Origin of the sequence: Janthinobacterium sp. UMAB-56, from assembly GCF_900095265.1 — a bacterium.
Classification (GTDB): domain Bacteria; phylum Pseudomonadota; class Gammaproteobacteria; order Burkholderiales; family Burkholderiaceae_D; genus Janthinobacterium.
This window is the reverse complement of the sequence record NZ_LT607666.1, coordinates 90422-113429: the sequence shown is the minus strand read 5'-3', so window position 1 is coordinate 113429 and position 23008 is coordinate 90422. Positions and strand designations below refer to the sequence as shown.

Annotated in this window: 26 protein-coding genes; 17 read left to right on the top strand and 9 right to left on the bottom strand. The window is 61.4% G+C overall.

Features of this window, described 5'->3' with window-relative positions:
• From K0F85_RS22985 to K0F85_RS22965, 5 genes are all read left to right on the top strand, one after another.
• Positions 1–856: HAD-IC family P-type ATPase (locus tag K0F85_RS22985; protein WP_219118245.1), on the top strand; the 856-nt coding region annotated here is incomplete at its 5' end.
• A 165-nt stretch (positions 857–1021) separates the two neighbouring features.
• A complete protein-coding gene (gene ampC / locus K0F85_RS22980; RefSeq protein WP_219118244.1) occupies positions 1022–2164 on the top strand; it encodes a CMY2/MIR/ACT/EC family class C beta-lactamase in 1143 nt (380 codons plus the stop codon).
• 18 nt (positions 2165–2182) lie between these two features.
• On the top strand, positions 2183–3517 hold the full coding sequence (locus K0F85_RS22975) for an amidase (RefSeq protein WP_219118243.1): 1335 nt from the start codon (positions 2183–2185) through the stop codon (positions 3515–3517).
• 35 nt (positions 3518–3552) lie between these two features.
• On the top strand, positions 3553–3966 hold the full coding sequence (locus K0F85_RS22970) for an HAD-IC family P-type ATPase (RefSeq protein ID WP_257572991.1): 414 nt from the start codon (positions 3553–3555) through the stop codon (positions 3964–3966).
• 248 nt (positions 3967–4214) lie between these two features.
• Positions 4215–5279 (top strand): alpha/beta fold hydrolase, encoded by a 1065-nt coding sequence (locus tag K0F85_RS22965; protein ID WP_219118241.1) that lies wholly within the window; start codon positions 4215–4217, stop codon positions 5277–5279.
• Here K0F85_RS22965 and K0F85_RS22960 read toward each other — a convergent pair.
• Both K0F85_RS22960 and K0F85_RS22955 read right to left on the bottom strand, forming a co-directional pair.
• Positions 5269–6762, bottom strand: a complete 1494-nt coding sequence (locus K0F85_RS22960) for an MFS transporter (protein WP_306985745.1) — start codon at positions 6760–6762, stop codon at positions 5269–5271. The two genes, K0F85_RS22965 and K0F85_RS22960, sit on opposite strands and share 11 nt — an antisense overlap.
• Before the next feature lie 128 nt (positions 6763–6890).
• The gene (locus K0F85_RS22955) at positions 6891–7475 is read right to left on the bottom strand and encodes a GNAT family N-acetyltransferase (RefSeq protein WP_219118239.1); all 585 of its coding nucleotides are present in this window, start codon (positions 7473–7475) and stop codon (positions 6891–6893) included.
• Positions 7476–7572: 97 nt separating this feature from the next.
• On the opposite strand from K0F85_RS22955, the gene K0F85_RS22950 reads away from it, so the two are divergent.
• From K0F85_RS22950 to K0F85_RS22940, 3 genes are all read left to right on the top strand, one after another.
• Positions 7573–8454 carry a LysR family transcriptional regulator gene (locus K0F85_RS22950; protein ID WP_219118238.1) on the top strand — a complete coding sequence of 294 codons (882 nt, stop codon included), beginning with the start codon at positions 7573–7575 and terminating at the stop codon, positions 8452–8454.
• 7 nt (positions 8455–8461) lie between these two features.
• Positions 8462–8695: a DUF6434 domain-containing protein gene (locus tag K0F85_RS22945; RefSeq protein WP_219118237.1), complete on the top strand. Its 234-nt coding sequence runs from the start codon at positions 8462–8464 to the stop codon at positions 8693–8695.
• Positions 8696–8776: 81 nt separating this feature from the next.
• Complete coding sequence (locus tag K0F85_RS22940; protein WP_257572990.1) at positions 8777–9235, top strand: hypothetical protein; 459 nt, start codon at positions 8777–8779, stop codon at positions 9233–9235.
• A 17-nt stretch (positions 9236–9252) separates the two neighbouring features.
• Here K0F85_RS22940 and K0F85_RS22935 read toward each other — a convergent pair whose 3' ends face one another.
• Positions 9253–10305 (bottom strand): FAD-binding oxidoreductase, encoded by a 1053-nt coding sequence (locus tag K0F85_RS22935; protein ID WP_219118236.1) that lies wholly within the window; start codon positions 10303–10305, stop codon positions 9253–9255.
• Positions 10302–10844 (bottom strand): GNAT family N-acetyltransferase, encoded by a 543-nt coding sequence (locus K0F85_RS22930; protein WP_219118235.1) that lies wholly within the window; start codon positions 10842–10844, stop codon positions 10302–10304. Before K0F85_RS22930 ends, K0F85_RS22935 begins: the two co-directional genes overlap by 4 nt.
• A 100-nt stretch (positions 10845–10944) precedes the next feature.
• Between K0F85_RS22930 and K0F85_RS22925 the strand changes: the two genes are divergently transcribed.
• From K0F85_RS22925 to K0F85_RS22905, 5 genes are all read left to right on the top strand, one after another.
• Complete coding sequence (locus tag K0F85_RS22925) at positions 10945–12126, top strand: citrate synthase family protein (RefSeq protein WP_219118234.1); 1182 nt, start codon at positions 10945–10947, stop codon at positions 12124–12126.
• 45 nt (positions 12127–12171) lie between these two features.
• Positions 12172–12666 (top strand): MarR family winged helix-turn-helix transcriptional regulator, encoded by a 495-nt coding sequence (locus K0F85_RS22920; RefSeq protein ID WP_219118233.1) that lies wholly within the window; start codon positions 12172–12174, stop codon positions 12664–12666.
• 37 nt (positions 12667–12703) lie between these two features.
• Entirely contained in the window at positions 12704–13156 is a 453-nt protein-coding gene (locus K0F85_RS22915) for a PaaI family thioesterase (RefSeq protein WP_219118232.1), read from the top strand.
• Positions 13153–13578 carry a GNAT family N-acetyltransferase gene (locus K0F85_RS22910; RefSeq protein WP_219118231.1) on the top strand — a complete coding sequence of 142 codons (426 nt, stop codon included), beginning with the start codon at positions 13153–13155 and terminating at the stop codon, positions 13576–13578. The genes K0F85_RS22915 and K0F85_RS22910 overlap by 4 nt, the downstream gene beginning before the upstream one ends.
• A gap of 191 nt (positions 13579–13769) precedes the next feature.
• Positions 13770–14114 carry a transposase gene (locus tag K0F85_RS22905; protein WP_219118230.1) on the top strand — a complete coding sequence of 115 codons (345 nt, stop codon included), beginning with the start codon at positions 13770–13772 and terminating at the stop codon, positions 14112–14114.
• 295 nt (positions 14115–14409) lie between these two features.
• Here K0F85_RS22905 and K0F85_RS22900 read toward each other — a convergent pair whose 3' ends face one another.
• Both K0F85_RS22900 and K0F85_RS22895 read right to left on the bottom strand, forming a co-directional pair.
• The gene (locus K0F85_RS22900) at positions 14410–15648 is read right to left on the bottom strand and encodes a sodium:proton antiporter (RefSeq protein WP_219118229.1); all 1239 of its coding nucleotides are present in this window, start codon (positions 15646–15648) and stop codon (positions 14410–14412) included.
• A gap of 236 nt (positions 15649–15884) precedes the next feature.
• A complete protein-coding gene (locus K0F85_RS22895) occupies positions 15885–16433 on the bottom strand; it encodes an FAD-dependent oxidoreductase (RefSeq protein ID WP_219118228.1) in 549 nt (182 codons plus the stop codon).
• Positions 16434–16659: 226 nt separating this feature from the next.
• On the opposite strand from K0F85_RS22895, the gene K0F85_RS22890 reads away from it, so the two are divergent.
• Complete coding sequence (locus K0F85_RS22890) at positions 16660–17616, top strand: sensor domain-containing diguanylate cyclase (RefSeq protein WP_219118227.1); 957 nt, start codon at positions 16660–16662, stop codon at positions 17614–17616.
• Between the two features lie 86 nt (positions 17617–17702).
• Here K0F85_RS22890 and K0F85_RS22885 read toward each other — a convergent pair whose 3' ends face one another.
• The gene (locus K0F85_RS22885; protein WP_257572988.1) at positions 17703–18761 is read right to left on the bottom strand and encodes a tyrosine-type recombinase/integrase; all 1059 of its coding nucleotides are present in this window, start codon (positions 18759–18761) and stop codon (positions 17703–17705) included.
• 149 nt (positions 18762–18910) lie between these two features.
• On the opposite strand from K0F85_RS22885, the gene K0F85_RS22880 reads away from it, so the two are divergent.
• On the top strand, positions 18911–19966 hold the full coding sequence (locus tag K0F85_RS22880) for a DNA-binding protein (protein ID WP_219118226.1): 1056 nt from the start codon (positions 18911–18913) through the stop codon (positions 19964–19966).
• Between the two features lie 45 nt (positions 19967–20011).
• Complete coding sequence (locus tag K0F85_RS22875; RefSeq protein ID WP_219118225.1) at positions 20012–20185, top strand: hypothetical protein; 174 nt, start codon at positions 20012–20014, stop codon at positions 20183–20185.
• A gap of 279 nt (positions 20186–20464) precedes the next feature.
• On the opposite strand, the gene K0F85_RS22870 is transcribed toward K0F85_RS22875, so the two are convergent.
• Both K0F85_RS22870 and K0F85_RS22865 read right to left on the bottom strand, forming a co-directional pair.
• Complete coding sequence (locus K0F85_RS22870) at positions 20465–21028, bottom strand: hypothetical protein (RefSeq protein WP_219118224.1); 564 nt, start codon at positions 21026–21028, stop codon at positions 20465–20467.
• 106 nt (positions 21029–21134) lie between these two features.
• Positions 21135–21743, bottom strand: coding sequence for a hypothetical protein (locus K0F85_RS22865; RefSeq protein WP_219118223.1), 609 nt, complete (start codon positions 21741–21743; stop codon positions 21135–21137).
• Positions 21744–21931: 188 nt separating this feature from the next.
• On the opposite strand from K0F85_RS22865, the gene K0F85_RS22860 reads away from it, so the two are divergent.
• Positions 21932–22852 (top strand): DUF535 family protein, encoded by a 921-nt coding sequence (locus K0F85_RS22860; protein WP_219118222.1) that lies wholly within the window; start codon positions 21932–21934, stop codon positions 22850–22852.
• The last annotated feature ends 156 nt before the right edge of the window (positions 22853–23008 follow it).

The following is a 23008-nucleotide window of genomic DNA, read 5'->3' as shown; positions in this document are numbered from 1 at the left end:
CCGCGACGCCATATTGCTGCTGGCCGCCAGCCTGGACGCCAATTCTGCCCCCCCCTTGGCCGCCGCCATCGTCAAGGCGGGCCCGCCCGCCGACCGCCACTTGCCCGTCAACCAGTTTGCCGCCCTGCATGGGCGCGGCGTGCAAGGCGATATCGCTGGCCAGACATACTATTTGGGCAATGCCCGCCTGATGACGGAATTGAATGTCCTGTCGCCGGAACTGCAAGCCATCCTGGCGCGGCTGGAGCAGCAAGCCTACACGGCGATGGTGCTGGCCACGCCAGTCGGTGCGTTGGGCGTGATTGCCGTGGCCGACGTGCTGCGCCCGACGGCGGCGGCCGCCATCGCCAAATTGAATGCCCTGGGCGTGACCACCGTGATGCTGACAGGAGACAACCTGTTGACGGCGCAGCGCATCGGGGCCGAGGTGGGCGTGAGCCTGGTCAAGGCGGAATTGCTGCCAGAAAACAAACTCGATGAAATCAAGGCCTTGCAACAGCAGTTTGGCGTGGTGGCCATGCTGGGCGATGGCGTCAACGACGCCCCGGCCCTGGCGCAGGCGGACATCGGCTTTGCCATGGGCGCCGCTGGCAGCGACACGGCCATCGAAACGGCCGACGTGGCCCTGATGGACGATGAGCTGGGAAAATTGCCCGAATTCATCAGCCTGAGCCAGCGCACGCGCAGTATTCTCGTGCAAAACATCAGCTTTGCCATCGGCATCAAGGCCGTCTTCTTCGGCCTGGCCCTGGCTGGCATGGCCACCCTGTGGATGGCCGTCTTCGCGGACGTGGGCGCCAGCCTGCTGGTGGTGGCCAACGGCCTGCGCTTGCTGCATCATGGCAAGCGCCCTTAAACTTGCTGGAAAAATATTCCCATCTGGACAGGTGTGGGAGGAACGCTGGCTTGGCGGCTATACTTTAGCCCCGCCAGGGCCGCCGATGTCATTTACGTGGCTTGCCTGTCGAGCGCACATACTACAGCCGCCCTTCTCACTTCTTCATTAAGGAAAATAGCCAAGATGAAAACCGCCCTTTCCTGTGCAGTTCTGCTTGCCATGTCAGGTTCCGCGTATGCGGCACCACAAACGGAAAAACAGATAGCCGAGCTTGTCAATCGCACTGTTATGCCATTTATGAAAGAGCAGGCCGTTCCGGGCATGGCGGTGGCAGTGATTTATCATGGACAGCCTCACTACTTCACGTGGGGGATGGCAGATATCGCAAGCAAGCAGCCCGTCACGCAACAGACATTGTTCGAGCTCGGGTCGGTCAGTAAAACGTTCACTGGTGTATTAGGTGGTGATGCCGTTGCCCGTGGCGAAATCAGCCTTAGCGATCCGGCGAGCAAATACTGGCCAGCACTGTCGGGCAAACAATGGGAAAAGATCAGTTTGCAGCATCTGGCAACTTATACTGCCGGTGGCTTGCCGCTGCAGTTTCCCGATGAGGTTAGCGATGAAGCGTCGCTGCAGAATTATTATCAAGCCTGGCAGCCGCAGTGGCCACCTGGCGTAAAGCGGCTCTATGCGAACACCAGTATTGGCTTGTTCGGCATGCTGGCTGTCAAGCCGTCAGGCATGACCTTTGAGCAGGCAATGCTCAAACGCGTGTTCCAGCCCTTGAAATTAAAGCATACCTGGATACACGTTCCGCAGCAGGAAGAAAAGCACTATGCCTGGGGCTATCGCGATGGGAAAGCTGTTCACGTTTCTCCGGGCATGCTGGATGCGGAAGCCTACGGCGTGAAATCGTCGATCGAGGATATGGCAAGCTGGGTGCAGCTAAACATGACGCCATCTGAAGTAAGTGAAACCTCGCTGCAAAAGGGAATGATGCTTGCTCAGTCACGCTACTGGCATGTGGGTAATATGTACCAGGGTCTGGGCTGGGAAATACTGGACTGGCCGACGCAAGCAAAAACCTTGGTCCGCGGTAGCGATAATAAAGTCGCACTGGCGCCGCTGAGCGCCACGGAAATTACACCGCCAGCGCCAGTGTCACTCGCCACTTGGGTACATAAAACCGGTTCAACCGGCGGGTTTGGCAGCTATGTGGCCTTCATTCCTGAAAAGAAGATCGGCATCGTGATGCTGGCGAACAAAAGTTATCCTAATCCCGTGCGAGTGGAAGCGGCTTACCGCATTCTTCAGGCACTACAGTGAATTTTTGACAATTAAAGAATGTCTGATCAATCAATCCTTAAAAAAACAGCATCCGAGCTATCGACACTGATCGCGCGCCAAGAACTAACGTCCGAACAAGTAGTGTATGCCCATTTGGAAAAAATGGTGCAACTCCAGCCATCGCTCAATGCGGCCGCCTTCGTTAACTGGGAAGGAGCATTGAAAGAGGCTCGCGTACTCGATCAGCAGCTTGCTGGCGGGAAAATCAAAGGGAAATTGCATGGTGTGCCTTTTACGGTGAAGGACTGGATCGATGTCGCGGGGATACCCTGTGCCGGGGCAGACATCAAGTATGCTGAACGGGTCCCTGCGCAGGATGCGACGGTGGTGAGACGATTGAGGCAAGCCGGTGGAATTGTTCTGGCGAAAAGTGCAGTATTGGTTGAGAGTGAGATGTATGGCCGAGTATGCAATCCCCATCACGTTGGCGCCAGCCCGGGTGGTTCCAGCAGCGGAGAAGCTGCCCTCATTGCTGCTTACGCCAGCCCGCTTGGTATTGGAAGCGATTCGGGCGGTTCCATACGCCAACCCGCGGGCTATTGTGGCATTGCCGGGTTAAAGCCGACTTCAGGAAGAGTGCCACTGACCGGGCACTTTCCTCAGATCAACCCCTTGGGCGATCCGAGAACAGTTATCGGTCCAATGGCCAGAAATGTCCAGGATTTGTGCTTGGCGCTGAACATAATGGCCGGCGAGGATGGCGTCGATCCAAGCGTGATGCCGGTGCCGTTAAGTTCACCGATGGACGTGGCCATTCGTGGGTTGAGGGTGGCATTTTATACCTCGGTTGATGAGGCGCTCAACGTCGCTCCCGTTGCTCAAGAGATCGTGCAAGCAGTGCAAAATGTTGCGAAACTACTGGAGAAATCCGGTTGCCGGGTTCAGGAAATGGCGCCGCCTCTATCAATCGAAGCAATGGCGATTACCCGCGATTACTGGGCACGTCCTGAATCGGGATCATGGGATGAGTGGCAGGTCAACTCCATGGTGTCGACGCTTAGCGCGGACCGGGTAGAGCAGCATCTTTTCGCGTGGGACAAGTATCGACGCTCCCTGCTGAGGTTCATGAATGACGTCGATATTATTATTTGTCCGATTGCTGAACGTACCGCCGCCTTCACTGGCGAGGATGAAGGGAGTGTCATCTTCACTGCTCCGTACAGCCTGACCGGTTATCCGGTGGTAGCTATCCCTGTTACCAAGTCAAGCAATGGTTTGCCGATCGGTGTTCAGGTCATTGCCGGTCCTTGGCGCGAGGATCGTGCGCTTGCTGTGGCTCTTGTGATTGAGCAGGCCTTTGGCGGCGCGCCCGCAGATGCAGGCGGCGGATAGTGGCCGATCAGTTTGCCGCCCTGCATCGGCGAGGCGTGCAAGGCACGATCGCTGGCCAGACCTATTATCTGGGTAATGCGCGCCTGATGACTGAATTGAATCTCTTGTCGCCGGAATGGCAAGCCATCCTGGCGCGGTTGGAACAGCAAGCCTACACGGCCATGGTGCTGGTCACGCCAGCCGGTGCGCCGGGCGTGATTGCCGTGGCCGACGTGCTGCGACCGACGGCGGCCGCCGCCATCGCCAAATTGAATGCCCTGGACGTGGCCACCGTGATGCTGACGGGAGATAAGCTCTTGACGGCGCAGCGAATTCGCGAAGTAGTTGGCGTGAGCCTGGTCAAGGCGGAACTGCTGCCGGAAAACAAGCTCGATGAAATCAAGGCCTTGCAGCAGCAGTTCGGCGTGGTGGCAATGCTGGGCGACGGCGTCAACGACGCCCGGCCCTGACGCAGGCGGACATCAGCTTTGCCATCGGCATCAAGGCCGTCTTCTTCGGCCTGGCCCTGGCCGGCATGGCCACCCTGTGGATGGCCGTCTTCGCGGACGTGGGCGCCAGCCTGCTGTTGGTGGCCAACGGCCTGCGCTTACTGCGTCATGGCAAGCGCCCTTAAACTTGCTGGAAAAATATTTCCATCTGGACAAGTGTGGTAAAAAACGCTACTTTGGGGCTCTTCACAACAGCCCCACAATAGCCGATGAAACGCACCTTCCGCCTGGCCCTGCTGTCCGCCCTGCTGCTGTCCAGTACCAGCTTGCACGCCGAACCCGCCGCCCTCGCCGACAGCATCTGCCCCTCGCCCGCACAGCCGATTCGTGAGCAAGGCTACGTGCCCATCAACGGCATCGGGCAATGGATCACGGTCACGGGCGCCGCCTGCGGCAATCCTGTGATCCTCTTCATCCATGGCGGGCCAGGCAATGCGCTCAGTCCGTATGCTGACGCCATCTATGCGGGCTGGGAACGCCACTACACGCTGGTGCAATGGGACCAGCGCGGCGCCGGCATGACGTATGCGAAACAGCGGCCAACGGAAGAGGTTCCCTTGACGGTGGAACAGATGCGCGACGACGGCATCGCCGTGGCCCGCTATATTGAACAGCATCTGGGTCAGCGGAAGGTCATTTTGATGGGCAGTTCCTGGGGATCGATCTTGGGCGTGCACATGGCCAAGGCGCGCCCCGACCTGTTTCACGCATATATCGGCACGGCGCAGGTGGTCAATGCGCGGGACAATGAGACCGGCATGTACCGGGAAGTGCTTGCGTTGGCGCAAGCGGCCGGCGATACCACCACCGTGGACAAGCTGGCGGCGCTCGGTGCACCACCATGGACGGACCCGCGCAACTTCGGCATCTTGCGCCGCTACGACCGAAAATATGAAGCCCTGGCAACGGATGCGCCGCCAAAACACTGGTGGCAGCCGGCGCCGTTCTACGCCACGCCGCAAGCGCTGGCCGATGCCGAGGCGGCCGACGATTACTCGTATATCCAGTTCATCGGCATGCGCGGCGACGGCATGTTCGCCAGGGTCGACCTGCCCGCGCTGGGCACGCGCTTTGAGCTGCCCGTCTTCTTCATCATGGGCGAAGCGGACCTGCTGACCTCGCCCGCCATCGCGCGTCGTTACTTTGACAGCATCAGCGCGCCGGCCAAGGATTTTACGCTGGTCAAACGCGCCGGACACGACCCCAACCAGGCCGTGCTCGATGCCCAATGGACGGTCTTGCGCGACAAGGTGGCGCCGTTGTTCAAGCGTTGAGCGTGCAAGCCGTGCGGCGCGCCCGCAAATGCAGGTGGCGAATCGCCATGGCCGAGACCATCAAAATGCCCGACGCCGTGGCCAGCACGACAACAAATGCCTTGTCGAAGGCCGAGCGGGCCAGTTCCGACACTTGCAAGCCCAGTTCGGCTGGCAATTGCTCGGCGGCCAGCAGCGCCGCATCGAGCGTGTCATGGGCATTTGGCAGCAGGCCCGCGCTTTCCGGGATCACCAGCGTAGCGCTGTAGACGGCCGACAAAATAGTGCCCAGCACCGTCACGCCGATGACGGCGCCCAGTTCATACGACACTTCCTCGATCGAGGCGGCCATGCCGGCTTGCTGGGGCGCCACGTTGAGCATCACGGCGCTCGATGCGGCCGTCATGACGGCGCCCAGGCCCAGGCCCAGGATCACCAGGCTGGCCACTTGGGCCGAAACGGCGGCGTCATGCAGCACCAGATACGACGCCATGCCGATGCCGGACAGCAGCAGCGAACCCCACAGTACCTTGGCCTTGTCGGCGCGCGGCAGCATGAAACCCGTCAGCGGGCCGGCAAAGACGGACGCCAGCGGCAGCGGCAACAGCAGCAAGCCCGCTTCCAGCGGAGACAATTCACGCACCAGTTGCATGTGCTGGCTCAGCGCCAGTTCCATGCCGATCAGGGCGGCCGAGGCCACCATGGCGGCGGCCACGGCGCTGGAAAACGGCAGTTCGCGGAACAGGGCGAAGTCGATCAGCGGCTTGGCTTGCCGCTTCTGGCGGCGCACGAATTTGAGCATGAAGAAGGCGCCCACGGCGAACGAAGCGGCGGCCAGCGCATACGAGGGCTGCGCCTTGCCCAGCTCCTTGATCGCATACACGCCGCCAAGCAGGCCCATCATGATTTGCAAGGAACCGGCCAAATCCCACGGCTTGTCGCGGTTACCGGCCCGTTTCGGCAGGACGACGGCGGCCAGCACCAAAGTCAGCAGCACGATGGGCACGTTGATCAGGAAGACGGAACCCCACCAGTAATGTTCCATCAGGAAACCACCGAGCACGGGGCCGAACGCGGCGCCACCCGAGGCAATCGCCGCCCACACGCCGATGGCGAACGAGCGCTCGCGGTTGTCCGTGAAGGTCAGGCGGATGATGGACAGGGTGGCAGGCATCATCAAGGCGGCGCCGATGGCCAGCAGCACGCGTGCAAAAATCAGCCATTCCGGCGCGGGCGAAAACGCGGCGCACAGCGAGGCGATGCCGAACACGGCCAGGCCGGCAAGGAAAACGGGTTTGTGGCTCAAACGGTCACCGAGGGTGCCGAGGCCGGGCAGCAAGCCGGAGACGACCAGCGCGTAGACGTTGATGATCCACAGCTTTTGCGAGGAAGTGGCCTGCAAGTCGCGCGTCAGCGCGGGCAAGGCGGTGTAGAGCACGGTCATGTCGACCACGATGAGGAACAAGGCGCTGGAGACGATGGCCAGCGTCAGCCATTTTTTCATTGGATGCATAAACAACTCATGGATTTTAGTGTAACTTTTAACAACTATCGGTGTGGATAAAGCGGGTGCTGCGCAAATATTTACGTTCCAGGCTGCCACGGGCCTGGCCTTGTCGGGGGCGGCGGGCGTCAGCCACGGTCGCCATCCTTGTCATCCACCGCAGCGCTCGCTGTGGCAGCGTCGAGTTCGCGCAGCATGACGACGGACACTTGCTTGAAGCCGCGCCCTTGGAAGAACGTCTGCGCCGTCAGGTTGTGCGCGCCGCATTCGAGGAATAAGCGGGCGATGCCGTGGCCGCGCAGCTCGTCGGCTACCCACTCCACCAACTGGCTGCCGATGCCGCTACCGCGCATGGAAGGCAACAAGACCAGGTCGTCCAACGCAGCGAACGATTTCGAGGCGCGCTGGCGCGTGTCGATGGAAACCAGTGCCATGCCGACGATGGCCTCGCCCGACGTGGCGACGGCCAGCAGGGTCGAATCGCCATGCGCCCAGTCATGCGACAGGGCGGCGCGGATTTCGCCGCGTATCACTTCAGGCAAGTCCGCGCGCCAGTTGCCGGGTGCGTCAGCGCGCTCGCCCTGCAGCTCCGAATGGGAGATATAGTCGGCGCTGACGTTATCCAGATACAGCTTGCACAGCGTATCTTCGGCGGTGGCGTCGTGACACCAGTTGAAGTGGATGGCGGGGGAATTGGCTTGGGCGTTTTTCATGGCGGATCTCATGTTATTGAAAATGTAGATCAATTTTATGTCGCCCCTGAATGGCATTCAAGTTAAAATCCATCTGTAAAACAGATAGATTGATGCCATGCACTGGACTTTGGAACAAATGCGCTACTTTGAAGCGGCCGTCGCGGCCGGTTCTTTCTCGGGCGCGGCGCGCCGGCTGGGCCGCGCGCAATCGGTGGTCAGCACCTCGATCGGGCTGCTGGAAGCGGAATTCGGCGTGGAACTGTTCGACCGCTCGCGCCGCAGCGCCGTGCTGACGGAAGCGGGCAAGGTGATGCACCTGGAAGCGTGCGAACTGCTGCGCCAGGCCGAGCGCTTGCAGCTGCGCGCCCAACTGCTGAGCGAGGCGCCCGAAGCCCGGCTAACCCTGGCGCTGGACGAAGCCCTGCCCTATTTGGCCATCAGCACGCTGGTGAAGGAGCTGGCGGCACGCTACCCGGCCCTGGAACTGGTCATGCTCAACGCCACGGCCTCGGAAGTGGCGCAATACGTGGAGCAGCAGCAGGCCGACGTGGCTTTTCACTTCGACCGCGGCCCCATCTCGCCCGTGCTGGAACAGCAGCACATCGGCAGCGTGGCGCAAGGCGTGTTCGTGGCGAAAGGCCACGCTATGGCGCACGGCCAGGAAGTGAGCCGCAATGAGTTGACCCGCTACCGCCAGTTGATCATGGATTCCGAGCTGAACCGCGAACACGCCTTCAGCCCCGCCGTCTGGTTTTCCGACAGTTTTTACAGCATCGCGGAAATGGTCGCCGATGAGCTGGGCTGGGCGATTCTTCCGCTGAACATTGCCAATTACGACAACTACAAGGGCTATTTGCAGGAAGTACCCTGTCCTGCGCTGGCTTTGTCGCGCCTGCCCGTGCGGCGGCTGTCGATTCATGGCAAGAAGCTGAGCGAGACGAGTTTGTGGCTGACGACGCGCTTGGCGGAGTTGTTGCTCGATGGGCCGAGGGGGTAAGGGAATTATGGTTTTCAATTGGCATGGCGGTGTCATCACCCGGCAAACGGTTGTTGATGCCAAGTACAGCAACACACAAAACGTCAGGCGCTTCCTGCTTGCTCATTGCGGCCCTCAGTTCAAGCTTGACCGTGATTTCATGGCCTGGATACGCGATGGTAGCGCTAAAACCATGGGCGATGTCGCCGCTGAATGGATGCGTCGGCATGGGCAGCCCGGTCAAGTGCCGCCAGGCAGCTAAGCCGATAGGGGCCATGCTGGCCTCACCTTATTAAGCTGCATTGAACTATCGGCATTGAATAACAGGCATTGAAAGCTTTATATGATTCAGTCTATCGTCGTCAACAACTGGCTCACCATGGCAAAAGACGATGCCGTGGAGATTAATCCCGACCACATCAATCACGAAGCCGTCACCAATATGTGGAGCTTTTCGCCCACGGAGGAGGAAACGCCGCAGATCCATGCGGCCGATATCGTTGAGTTCATCGGCCAGGTGATCGCGGCCCGCCGCAGCGCGCTCAAAGGCGAGGACATGCTGTTCTATTGCTGGCACGATGCGCAAGTGCGCCAGTTGCGCTACAGCCTGGTGTCGCGCTCGCATGGGCGCTTGCCGTTTGGCCGCGAGGTACGCGAAACGCAAGATTTGGCGCTGATTGTCGACCGGGTGGTGAACGGGGACTGGCACAACGATGATTTTAGGCAGGCCCCGTCGGAGGAAGGCGATGAGCAGGAGCCTACGCCGTTCATCCCGCCCGTGTTTGTAGTGCCTGTGCCGTAGAAATCAGCGCGGCATCATCACGCCAGGAAACGCGCGGTCCGGCAAGCCTCCAGGGCTGACGCCGGCTGTCCATCGACGATTTCTTCGCTGGCGAGCTGGCCCACGATGGCGGCCAGCACCACGCCCGGGTGCATGGCGCATACGTACACGCCCTTCACAGTTGGCAGGTAGCCGATGATGGGCACGCCGTCAAAGGGCATGGGGCGCAGGCCGATGCAGGCGAATGCCGGCGCGAGGGCCTCGGCACCCGCAAGTTCTTCCCGGATCGCGCTGGCCGTGCGCTGCGCGATGGCGGCAGGCTGGTTTTCTGGCGCGTCGTCTACATAGTCTTCGGCCGCCAGCAGGGTCCCGTCTTCGTCCTGCCGCACTTCCATCGCATGGCTGGAAATGATGCCGCGCACGAGGCCGCGCGGTGCCTGGTAGCGCAGGAAGATGGCGGGCGAGGCATGAATCGGCAGGCTGGCGCCCAGTTTCTGCGCCAGCGCGGCAGTACCCGTGCCTGCCGCCAGCACGATCACGTCCGCCTCGAGAACGCCCGTGGCCGTTTCCACGCCCGTCACCCGCCCGTCCTGGACGATAAAACCCAGCACGGGCGTGTGCGTGCGGACGGTCGCACCCAGCGCCCGGGCCGCTGTCAGCAAGGCATGCGTCGCGGCTACCGCGTCTAGGGCGCCCTGCTGCGGCTCGTGGATGGCCTGTTGTGGCGGCTGCCGCAGATGCGGTTCAAGCTGGGAAATGCGGGCGCGCTCAATCAATATGCACGAGGGTGACACGCGCCCATCCTGCGTGCCATACGACAAGGCGCCATGCCAGCGCACCGTCAAACCGGGTACTTGCACTTCCAGCCGTCGCCAGGCGGCGATGGCGGCGCCGCGCAGCGCCGCAATCGGGTCTGTCCCAGCGCAAGACGTGTTAATCCACGCAAACGAGGTGCCCGTCACGCCGGAAGCGATGCCGCCCGCCTCCACCACGGTGACTTGCGCACCCTTGGCTGCCAGGTGATACGCGAGCGACGCGCCGACGATGCCGGCGCCGATGACGACGATGCGTTGGGGGGCGACACGACTCATAGCTGCCTGCCCTGTCCAGCCGCCCGCAGTTCCAGCGCGTAGGCATGACCATCGACAGCCTTGCCTTCCACGATGGCGATATCGGGCACGGCCATTCCCTGCACGAAACCGCAACGCTGCAGCACGCGGATCGACGCTGTATTGCCATCGATGGCGTGGGCGCACAGGCTGGTCAGCCGCCACTCGTCCCGCGCCAGTGCGATCAGGTGGTGCAGCGCGGCCGTGGCCAGGCCCTTGCCTGCCTGCTGCTCGCCGATGCGGTAGCCGACTTCGGCCACGCCTTGCTGCAGGTCGATGTCCTTGAGGTTGGCGCGCCCGATCAGCTCACCTTCTTCGTCGACGATGACGCAAGGATGCATGCGTCCCTGCGCATGCTCGGCCATCAAATGCGCGACGTGCGCCTGGACGCCGTCAACACTGTAAAAATCGTCCGGGCGCCGGTCGATATGGCGCTCGAACCAGGCCCGGTTGGCTTGCTCGAATGCCAGCAGCGGCGCGGCGTCGTCCGGTCGCAGGGTGCGTATGCTCAATGTACTCATGGAGACTCCTGGAAAGGCATGAGTCTAGTGACACGCCGCCCCGCCCGTCAATCTTGATTCCATCAATCAACATGAAGATACAAACGCTACAATGGCCGCCATGAACAACGATCTGTCCGCTCAAGACGCGGCGCGCCTCCTGGGCGTCAGCCTGCTCACCCTGTATTCCTATGTGAGCCGGGGCTTGCTTGCCTCCGTCCGCAATGGAGTGTCGCGACGCAAACGCTATCCGCAGGAAGAGGTGCTGCGACTGGCGGCGCGCAAGCATGACGCCAAGCGGGGCGGCCAGGCGGCAGTGGCCGCCATGCATTGGGGCTTGCCCGTGCTGGAAACGCAAATTTCGCATATTGCTGGCGGACGCTTGCTGTACCGGGGCTATGACGCAACAGCACTGGCCCGGCATGCGACCCTGGAAGCTGCCGCCAGCCTGTTGTGGGACGATGGGGCAAGCGACTATTTTCAGCAAGACGCGCCTTGCCTGCCGCAAGCGTTGTCCAGCGCGCCCGGTGCCACGCCGCTGGCGCGCGCCACGTTCGCCATGGCCATGCTGGCGTCCGCGCCAGCGAATGTGCCTGCAAGCATGCTGCAGGGCGGCCACGCCGTGATGCGTCTCCTGGCCGCCGCCCTGCTGCAGACGGCGCCGTCCACGCTGCCACTGCACCGGCAACTGGCCCAGGCATGGCAAGCGGACGCGGACCAGACGCAATTGATCCGCGCCGCGCTGGTGTTGCTGGCCGACCATGAGCTGAATGCCTCGACCTTTGCCGTGCGCTGCGTCGCTTCGACGGGCGCCAGCCTGCCAGCATCGCTGGGCGCGGGATTGGCTGCCCTGTCCGGCAACAAACATGGCGGCGGCAGCGCTGCGGCCCGTCGCATGTTGGCGCAGGCGCTGGCCGCGCCAGACGCCAGGGATAGCATTGCGAACTACTACAAGACCATCGCGCCGGAGTTTGCCGGCTTTGGCCACCCGCTGTATCCGTTGGGCGACCCGCGCGCGGCGTATTTGCTGGGTACCTTGTCGACGCTGGCGCCCGGTCGGCCGCCACTGGTCGCCATCCTGGCTTTGTGCACGGCCGCAGGCGAACTGCTTGATAGCAAACCGAACGCCGACCTGGCGCTGGCGGCCATGGAACTGGCGTTTGATTGGCCCGAGGGCGCGGGCATGGCCGTGTTTGCCCTGGCCCGCTCGGCCGGCTGGATCGCGCATGCCGCCGAACAAGCGGCGAGTGCGGCCCTGATACGGCCGCGAGCACGCTACGTGGGGCGGCACCAGCGCGATTAAATATACCCACTTGATTTATTACGCATACGTAGTAGTATACTTCGTATGCGTACCAATACCTTGCCCCCACCAGATATCCCCGACACCGCAGCCGCCTGCCCGCTGGGCGAACGCTCGCCGCGCTTGTTTAATTTACTCAACCTGGCGCGCCAGAACCTGTTTCGCTCGGCCGATGCCGTATTCACCAGCGAACTGGGCTTTTCCGGCACGCAAGTGGTCGCCCTGTTTGCCCTGAAGGGCGAGGAAGGCTGCCAACTCAAGGATCTGGGTCGCGCATTGCAATTGAAAAACTCGGCCGTGACGGGCCTGGTGGCGCGCATGGAAGAAAACGGCCTCATCGTGCGCGGACAGTCGGCGTTTGACGCGCGCGCCGGCACCTTGCACATGTCACCCAAGGGCGGTGAAGTGCTGGCCGCCGCCCTGCCCCTGCTCGACAGCCTGAATGAACAGCTCAAGCAAGGTTTCAGCGAGGAAGAGCTGGCCATCGTCGCCCGCTTCCTGCTGCATGCCTCGCGCCTGCGTTTCCAGCAAGACGTTTAACCTCGTTTAACCTAAGCATCACCCCACAGGAGTTAACATGCACCCCAACGACATGAGCGGTTTGCAACTGATGCAAGCTTTCGCGCAAGGCCTGTTTCCCCAGCCCGGTATTTCCAAGACCATGCCCATGGCGGCCCACACGATCGAGCACGGCAGAGTCATCTTCACGGCCACGGCAAATGAAAACCATACGAACCCCATGGGTGGCGTGCATGGCGGTTTCGCCGCCACCGTACTCGACACGGTCACCGGCTGTGCCACGCACACGGTCTTGCCAGCCGGCGAAAGCTACGGCACCACGGACTTGAACATCAAGATGTGCCGCCCCCTGCCCTTCAACGTGACGGTATTTGCGGAAGGCAAGGTCATCAACGCGGGCCGCAACCTGGTCATTTCCGAAGGCACGATCCGCGACGAAGCCGGCAAAGTGTACGCGCATGCGACGGCCACCTGCATGATCATCCGGCCCCGGGAGCCGGCGGCTGCATGATACGCATTGGTAACATGGAGGAAGCCTGGCAGGTGCTGCAGGCCATCCCCGAGTTCGACCAGCGACGCAGTCTGGCGCAGTTGCAGGAGCGGCTGCCCGCCGACGCACTGGTGCTCATCGCGGAAGCAAACGGCCAAGCCGTGGGCTTCAAGCTCGGGTATCGTGCCGGGGATGGCTCTTTATATAGCTGGCTCGGTGGTGTGCTGCCCGCATACCGCAAGGCGGGGCTGGCGCAGCGCCTGCTGGCAGCACAGGAAGCGTGGGCCAAAGAACAAGGTTTTGCGGCCGTCACTGTAAAATCGATGAACCGGTATCCGGCCATGCTGCGCTTGCTGATCCGCAATGGCTATCGGATACGCGCCGTCGAGCACTTCGGCGACCCGGCCAGTGAGCGCATCGACTTCATCAAGCCCTTGTCTTAGCCCTCCCCTCACAAGACCTCTTCAAGGTATGTTTGCCTCTTGCCTGCCAAACGAGCAACATCGCCATACACTGAGCCATTCCGGGCGTCCGTGCCGGCGCTGTAACGTCTGCCCGTGCGACGGCTATCGATCCACGCCAAGAAGCTCAGCGATACGAGTTCATGGCGAACTATGCTAGGCGTGTGCGCCGCGTGGCCCTTGCCGAAGGGGTGCAGATGCGCGCACAGGGGCACGCGGTCGCCGAACTTGCGAACCTGCGCAGCGCGCGCCGTTGGCTACACCGCGACGCGGGACATATTCCCAGTGGCGTTCGCGCGCAGGTATCGAGCGCCGTCGCACAAAGCGAGGCCCTTGCCGAACTGGTCGGTATGCGCGAACAACTGCGCCAACTGTGGACGCCATCGAACGCGTCCAGTGAACAACTTGTGCTCGACCTGACGGCCTGGCTGAGGACGGCCGAGGCTAGCAGTACCTCCACGTTGCGCGAGTTCGCGGCGATGCTGCGCTCGGTGCGCCCGGCGCACATCTTGCTGTAAAGTTTCATGAAAACACTGCTTGCTAGCGTCCTAAAGAAATCAAACGCTTAATTTAGTATTTGCAATACACGGAAAAAGCACTGGCTGAGGCAGCTTCGTGGATCACGCTCGGAAAAAAGGCCTGGGCGCTCCGCAGCGAACCAGGAGGCGACTGATTGGTGTTGCAGAGCGCCAGTGGGTGACGCAATGAATTGCACACGCTGTCGACCTCAGGGGCAGGCAGTGGCAAGCGGGCCAGACAGCGTGGCTCAATTCTGCGAGCAAACGAATCACCGGCGCTTTCCCGCAGCGGCGATTACTCCTTTGCGACAACGACGCCCACGACCTTTCCAAGGCTCAAGCCCTGCCCCAGGATAGAGAAAACAACAACGCAATATGTGAGCGTTAAAACAATATCGCGCTCCGGTCCCGGTGGAAGCGAGAGTGCCAGCGCCACCGAGATCGCGCCTCGCAGGCCGCCCCATACCAGCACTAGCGCCGCCCCCCCGGGCAAGCCGAACCAGCGTGCAGCAGCAGCAACAGGCAAACCAACGGTTGTGGCACGGGCCACGAGGGTGACCACGATAGCCACGGCGCCGGCCAGAAGCAGTGGCAGCGTGAAGGTGATCATGACCACTTCCATTCCGAGCAATACGAACAGTACCGCGTTGAGAATTTCATCGAGCAATTCCCAGAACATATCGACGTAGCGACGGGTCGTGTCGGACATGGCGTAGTTGCGCCCGCAGTTGCCGATCACTAATCCTGCGACCACCATGGCCAGCGGTCCCGACACATGCAGACGGTTGGCCAGAGAGTAGCCACCCGTGACTGCCGCCAGCGTCAGCAAGACTTCGACATGGTACTGATCTATGTTTTTAAGCATCAAATAGGTCAGATAGCCCAATATCGCGCCGAGCAGGAGTCCGCCGCCTGCCTCGCGCATCAATAAGGAAAAAGCCGTGCCCAGCGTTGGCGTACCGCCCGAGGCGAGCATGCCCATGAATAGTGAAAACAGGACGACACCAACACCGTCGTTAAATAAGGATTCGCCAGCAATGACGAGTTCGAGATCTTTCGGCGCCTGCGCCGATTTCAATATGCCCATCACGGCGATGGGATCGGTGGGTGAAATCAAGGCGCCGAACAAGAGGCAATACAGCAAGGGCAGCTGAACGCCCAAGAGCGGCAGCACCAGCCACATTCCAAACCCGACTGCGGCAGTCGACAAGATCGTGCCAGCCACCGCCAAGGTGCCGATCTGCCATTGATAGCGGCGCAGTGACGCGAGCTTGATATGCAAGGCGCCAGCAAACAGCAGGAATGACAGCATGGCCTGCATCAGCAACTCGGAAAAATCGAGCGAACGCAAAAACGTCAGTTCCTGGTCGTGGATCGCCGAGGACAGCCCCAGCGAGTCGAGTAAGACAATGGCAAGCGACAGTGACATCGCGATGACCATCACGCCGATGGTGATAGGCAGGCGAATCCAGCGATGGTTTACATAGCTGAGCAATGCGGTCGTAACAAGACAGATCGCGACAATATCGAGCATACAATTCCGTTGACTGGTCACAAATGGGCGGTTCGGTGGGTGGTCCTCAGTTCATCTTTGTCATTTTCCACTTTAAATGACGTCAATGGAGAGGCAAATGGTTTTCCGCAGCTGCAGCAGCAGGGGGCGAAGGAAAATACTTCACATGGCATGTCCTTCTCGTCGTGATGCATGGCGTGCGCAAATTGGCAGCGCCATCGCCTGCCTGCTAATCCCTTGGGAATGAACTTACGCAACTAGCGGACGTTGGAATGTACGCGAACACACATAAATACAGCCACAGCCCCCTTTAAAGGTGCGTGCCGCGACATCGATGCGCAGCAACAATGGCACGTGCTGTGCATGATTGTACTGACAATTGAATCCAATCGAACAGCGCGCCATGGCATTAGCAGCAACGCCTGCACTGTGAGATGCGCGGGCCGGCAAGCCTCCAGGGCTGACGCCGGCAAGCCGTCGACGATCTCGCCGCTGGCCAGCTGGCCCACGATGGCCGCCAGCACCACGCCAGGATGCATGGCGCATACGTACACGCCCTTCACATTTGGCAAGTAGCCGGTGACGGGCACGCCGTCAAAGGGCATGGGGCGCTGGCCGATGTAGGCAAACTCCGGCGCGACGGCCCCGGCGCCTTCCAGTGCTTCACGGATCGCGTCCGCCGTGCGCTGCGCGATGGCGGCAGGCTGGTTTTCTGGCGCGTCGTCCACAGTGTCTGCATCTGCCAGCATGGTCCCGTCTTCGTCCCGCCGCACCGCCATTGCACGCTTGGAGATGATGCCACGCACACGGTCTTGCCGGCCGGCTGGGCGCCCAAGGACGACGCGACATGATCAAACAGCGGTGCAACGGTGTGAACGGAGGTGCACTGTCACTGGGGCACATTGTGCTGTACTGGTGCTGGGGCGCGGGTATACACTGAGCGCATATTCCTGCTCTACTGGGCATGATAGATAGCCTTTCCCGTATGAAGTTTATCCACTGCACGATGCTTTCCTCCTCACATTCATAACTATGTCCGCTCCTACTCTCGATGTTGCCAACGTTGCCTGCGACGATGCAGGTGTGTATCGAACATTGCTGGAATCGACCCGCGCAATTCCGTGGCGGATCGACTGGGCCACGATGCGCTTCACTTACATTGGCCCCCAGATTGAGGAGTTGCTCGGCTGGAAACAGTCAAGTTGGCTTTCCGTCAACGACTGGGCCGAACGCATCCATGAGGAGGATCGCAAGAAGACGGTCGATTTTTGTGTCGCACAGTCGCAAATGGGCGTCGATCACGAAGCCGACTATCGGGCGCTGAGGTCCGACGGCGAGCAGGTTTGGATACGCGACGTGGTGCACGTGGTGCGTCGCCAGGACGGCAGCGTCGACTCGCTTGTCGGCTTCATGTTCGATATTACCCAGCGCAAGCAGGCCGAGGACAAGATCCTCCAGCTGCAGCGCGAACTGGAAGTTCTCACCTACCGCGACAGCCTGACAGGCGTCGCAAACCGCCGCATGTTCGACACCCTGTACCCGATCGAATGGGCCAAGGCGCGCGCTACTGGCGAACCGCTGTCCCTGATTGTGATCGACATAGATTATTTCAAACAGTACAACGATCATTATGGCCACATGCAAGGTGACGACTGTTTGCGTCGCGTGGCCCAGGCAATGGATGAGGGCGCGTCACGTTCACGCGACCTATGCGCCCGCCTGGGGGGCGAGGAATTTGTGCTGCTGCTGCCAGCCACGAACGAGGGAGCTGCCCGCAACGTGGCCGAGCGCTGTCGCAAGCTGCTGGCGCGCAAGGAAATCGCACATGCAAGTTCCGGCGTTGGCCGCTTGGTCACTGTCAGCATGGGCGTAGGCACGATCTTGCCCAGCGCCCAGATTGACCCCGATGTTTTTCTCGACAGGATAGACCGCCGCCTGTATCAGGCCAAATCGGCGGGACGCGACCGTATATGCGACGTCGAGTCGTGATTCGGCGCGAAACCGGTCGCCCTGTCATCCTCAGGCGCTCCTTTCACTCGTGCAGACGGCATGCTGCAAGGTGTTGTGGAGCGCTCTCAGGCTGCCGGCTTTTTCTTCGCCTTCAATAGGCTGCCGGCCGCATTTTCCTCGAAGCGGCCCGCCTCTTCTATATAGCCATGCACGGTGCCGTCGTGGCGCCAGCCGCCCTGGCGCTTGATGGCCTGGAAATCGGCACCCGCCCGGTGGGCGCTGGTGGCCATGCCACGGCGCAGGCTGTGGCTCGATAATTCCGGCACGTAATCAAGTTGCGCCAGTTTGGCGCAGCTTGCCAAGATCGTATTGATGCTGCTCGCGTGCAGCGCCTTCACGCTCACATGGCCCCACTGGTTGACGGGGCGCAGCAGTGGCCCGGAACGGATGTGCGCGGCGGCCAGCCAGGCGCGCAGTGCCGTGGCCGGACAACAGACGCCATCGCCGAAGGGGATCGCCTTGACGATACCCTCGCCCAGTTGGTCGGTTTTCGAACGGGGCAAGGTGATGAGCATGCCCTGCGGCTCCCAGCTCACGTCTTCCAGTGTCAATCCCGCCAGTTCGCTGCGGCGAAAACCACCAAAAAATCCCAGTTGCAACAAGGCGCTGTCGCGCAAGGCCTTGACGCCGCCCTGCGCGGCCAGTTTGGCGACGATCACTTCCAGGTCTTCCAAAGGCAGGGCCTTGGCCTTCTTTTTCGGTTTGCCGTGCAGGCGGGCGATGCCGGCCAGGGTCTTGCGCACGGTGGGCGTGGACGCGAGATCGGCAAAGCCCTGGTACACATGCCATTGCGACAGTGCCGTCAGGCGCAGAGCCAGGGTGCGCGCGTTCAGGCTGTCCGCATGCGCCATCAGGTAGCGGATGACACTCGACTCGTCGGCCGGCAGCGCCCCTCCCCAGGTCTGGAAGTGGCGGATGGCGGAACGGTAGGCGCGGCGCGTGTTATCGGACGTCGCGGCGGCCAGGAAAGCCTGATGGCGCGCGGCCAGCTCGGCATCGATCACGGCTCCATGTAATGGCAAGGTAGCAATGGCGGCATTTTTCGGCATGGCGGCGCGACGTTTAGACAGGGGGAAATCGGGCATGGCGGCAGCGAAATCGCGGTTGTGTACTGAGAGGGTCACAGAATAGCATGCAAACCACCCCCATAACACGCGATAAGCAATCTTATCGCAGCTTATATTTTTAAGAAATAGTTGAAATTTCTATCGTAATATTATCTCATATTACGTATCATGTAATACGTTACTAAATTCAGCTCATAGGTGATTTCATGGCCCGCGCCGGCATTCTGTACTCTGATGTTATTAAAGCAGCTCAAATCGTCACTGCCGATGGGCGTAATCCCACGGTGGACAGCGTGCGCGAGGCGCTGGGCAGCACGGGCAGCAAGAGCACCATCGCCCCGCTGCTCAAGCGCTGGAAGGAAGAATTCCAGGGCGCGGGCGCCGTGAAAACGGAGTCAGGTCTGCCGGCCGAACTGATGGAGGCGATGCGCGGCGTGTACGAGAAGCAGCAGCGCGACGTGGCGCAGCAGCTGGAAACGGGCATGCAGCAACACCGCGCCGAGCTCGATGCGGCGCTGGAAAAACTGAAGAAGACGGAAAGCGAACGAATCAAATTGACGGAGGCGCGCGCCGCCCTCACCCAGGAATTGCGCGCCACGCAGCACGCGCTGGCGCAACTGAAGGAAGAGCACCACTTCCGTGCCGTGACCCTGGCGACCTTGCACAGCGATAATGCGGGCTTGACGCAGCGCCTGGCCGACCGCGGCGAGGAAATCGCAGGCCTCAACCGCCAATTGGCGCAGGTGCGCTCGCAGTTCGACCATTACCAGGAAGCGGCGGCCACCCAGCGCAGCGAGGAACGCGCGCAGGCGCAGCAGCGTGTAAGCCGGCTGGAACAGGACAATGCGCAGCTACAGCAACGCGTGCAGGGTCAGCAAGCGACCCTGATGCAGCAAGACATTCGCCTGGCGCAGTTGCAGGCGGAGCAAGCGCGCCTTGCCAGCGAAGCGGCCGTCGACCGCGAAACACTGGCCACCGTGCGCCCCGAGCGCGATCAGTTCGAATTTCAATACCTGCAGGCAGCCGCGTCCGCCGACGCCCTGCTGGCCAAACTGGACACGGCCTTGCAGGCGCTGAACGATGCCAAGGTGGCGCTGGCCGCGCAAGACCGCCAGCTCGACATGCAGGCGGAATATACCCAGGCGGCGCAGCAGCGCGCCGAGGCGCTGGCGCTGGAACGCGACGCCTTGCAGCGCGACAATGCCGGCATGGCCGCGCGTCTGGCGCTGCAACTCGATCGCAAGGAGCGGCGCGATGTTTGAATCTGTCTGCCTGGGGTAGCTTTCTACGATGGCACGGGGACGGGCATGACCAGCGCTCAAGGTCTGCGCCATTATTTCCCCGGTCGCATGACGGCCGAGAGGGACGAGGGGCACGACGGGGACGAGTATGCGCAACATTGCAACCTGACGCCCATCGGCGCACCGCCACTGGCGCTGGCCGGTGAACAATGGGAGAACTTCCCCCGCTGGGCGGACTAGCCTGGCGCCGTTGCTACGGGACATGCAGGCGGCCTGGTCGTCAGCAAGCGATAGCCTGGACAAGTGCGAACGGCTGGATGGCCGGGCACACCACATCGCTCTCTGCACGGTGCTTTGCCTGCATGCGGATGGGCAAGCGCATATGGCCAATAATTATTGGCTTGCGACAAGTATTTTCCGAACTGGGACTACTCGATAGGATTTACTGTTTTCGCCATAGGTGTTGCGGCGATCTTTGGCGTCGCTGATGTGCTTCTTTTCCTGTGGCGTTTTCATGGGCTACAGGCGGCGGTTCAGCACGCTGTCGATATCGTGGGTTTTCAATTCCAGGTCAACCTTGCCGCCTTGCAGCCAGTAGCCGTCGCCGCCCCGTTGCAACGCATCGCTATCGAGCGCGCCCAAGGCAGGCGGGATGGCGCTGGCGAGCAGAGCCGCCACGTCGTCCCATGCGGCATACATCAGTTTCAAATACCAGCCATCATCGTGGGCAAAGGCGAGAAAGCGGCTGCGCGAGGCGGCAGGCGGCGTGCGTACACCACGGTGGTCGAGCATCGCAGCAACGTCAGCATCAAGGAGAGCCGGCGCACTGCCCTGGGAATCCTCCTGCCAATCGGCCCACGCGTGGCTGCCCCAGGCGTAGATATCTTCCTGCGCGAGGGCCGGCACTTGTTGCCGTGCAAGCAACTGGTAGGCAGCGGGTTTGCTGGCCGTCCCGGCGCTGCCCTTGCGCAGCACGATGCCGCCAGCCTTGCCGAGGGCGGGTAAAAAATCCTTGAATTCGATGCCGGAAGCGACAATCATGCGCTCGGTCGGATCGTGCCAGATATACAGATAATGTCTCACGTGTTCGTTCGCTTTGCTTAGGGCGCCAGATTCAATGCCACGGCGGCGCGTATCCGCGCCTTGAGCGCCGCAGCATGGCTGGCATGGGTGTCAATGTCTGCCTGCCTTACTGCGCCGTATCGGCCATGCAACTGAGCAGTGCGGCAAGGAACCGGTCGCGCAAGGCATGGTACTGCGCATCGGTCGCGAATTCGCGCTTGTCTGCCGGCTGATTGAGCAGATAGGCGGTGGCGACCGTCCCGCTGGCTGGCTGCAGCAAGGTGTATACACTAATCACGCCGGACGATTGCGTGATCTTCGGATTGTTCAATCCCAGCACTTCCACGCCCTGGCGCGTGTCCGTTTCCAGCGGCACCAGCTGTGGCGGCTTGCTGTTGGATGACATTTGCTGCATTTGCGCCACGATGGTGTCGCGGTCGGCGGCAAACCTGCCTTCGGCGCTGCGTTCGATTTTCAGATTCACGAAGGGCAAGCTGCCCTTGTGAAACAACATCAGCCGATAGCCGTCGGCCACCGAGACCTGGCCCTCTCCCGTCGTCAGCTTGACGCTGCGTGTCGTCACGTGCGCTGGCAAGCGGTCCTGCTGCCTGAACTGGAACTCGCTGCGGTTGATGCATTGCGCCAGTGGCCCCAGGGGATCGGACGTGCGGTCTTGCGCCTGGGCGCCCAGCGCGGCGACCAGCATGGATAGGACAAGCAAATGGCGATGCATCATGGGCGGTATCAGTCATTGGGTGGAGGTGCCGCGAGCATAGCGGCCCATATTAGTAGAAGGCAAATGTTTAGTTGCCATCCTCTAAATGTACATGGGAACCGCTTCTTAATATGAACTTCACCTGGCCCGCGTAGCATTCAGAATGGCAAGGCTCTCACTGTGCAGCGCCTGCCATCACCGGCTGAATCATGAATGACATCGCTTTACCCCTGCACCACCGCAGCACCGTGCCGCCACATCCGGCCAGCGGACACCGGCTGAAAGCGGCGCTGGGCGCCCTCTTCTTTCCCCGCCAGCGCACGCGCTGGCTAGCCTTCCTGGACAGCCTGCCTGGCATGCGCTCGCTGGCCCAGCTGCATCCCTGCCTGCGCTTCAAGATTTACCGCCCTTACGCGTCACGTCAGCTCGGTTGCACGGATCGCCTGGCCTTGCTGGAAGGGCACTACCGTTTCCTGTGGCAGCTAGGCGCCCGGGCGCTGGTCGAGCGGGCAGCGCGCCAGCCCGTGGTGCTGGCCGCGTTCGAAGGCAAGGATGGGGCCCTGTACCGCTTGCAACTGACGGCCATCCACGACAGCTATCGCGAAGGCGAATTGTGCCTGCATCTGACGCGCGATGGCCAGGCCCTGTACCTGGCCAGCTTTTTGTTCCTGCCCCGCGCCGATGGGGTGTCCTTGCAGCTGGGCGCACTGCAAGGCTTGCGCTCCGAGGCGGGCAAGCTGGCGGTCAAGGAAGCCACGCGGGCGCTGCACGGTTGTCGCCCGAAAAACCTGATGGTGACGGCCCTGCGCGATTTCGGCGATTTTTTTGCCTGCAATAACCTGTTTTTGATCAGTAATGACAACCGCATCGCCCTGAATGCGCGGCGCCGGCGCCATATTGCCGCCGATTACGACCTGGCGTGGCAGGAATTGCACGCCTTGCGCATGCAAGACGGTAATTATCACCTGCCCTGCGCGCACTACCGGGTGCAGGACTTGGCCGACGTGCCGTCAAAGAAACGGGCCGATGCGCGCCGGCGCGGCGAATTGCTGCGATGCATGTCCGCCGACATGCGGGCCCAACTGGCGGGTTTGCTGGAGACGCCTGCAGACAGCGGCATGCCAAATTGATAATAGTGACATAAAACTCAGGCAACCTTCATGTAGCCGGCCTATGCTCGGCATTCATCCCAGCCACTTTATCCGGGGGCTGGCGTGAACTTGCCTTTTCCATTGATCACTCGACAGGTTCCCATGAATCCCACTTTCACCCTCCTCCCCCTTTGC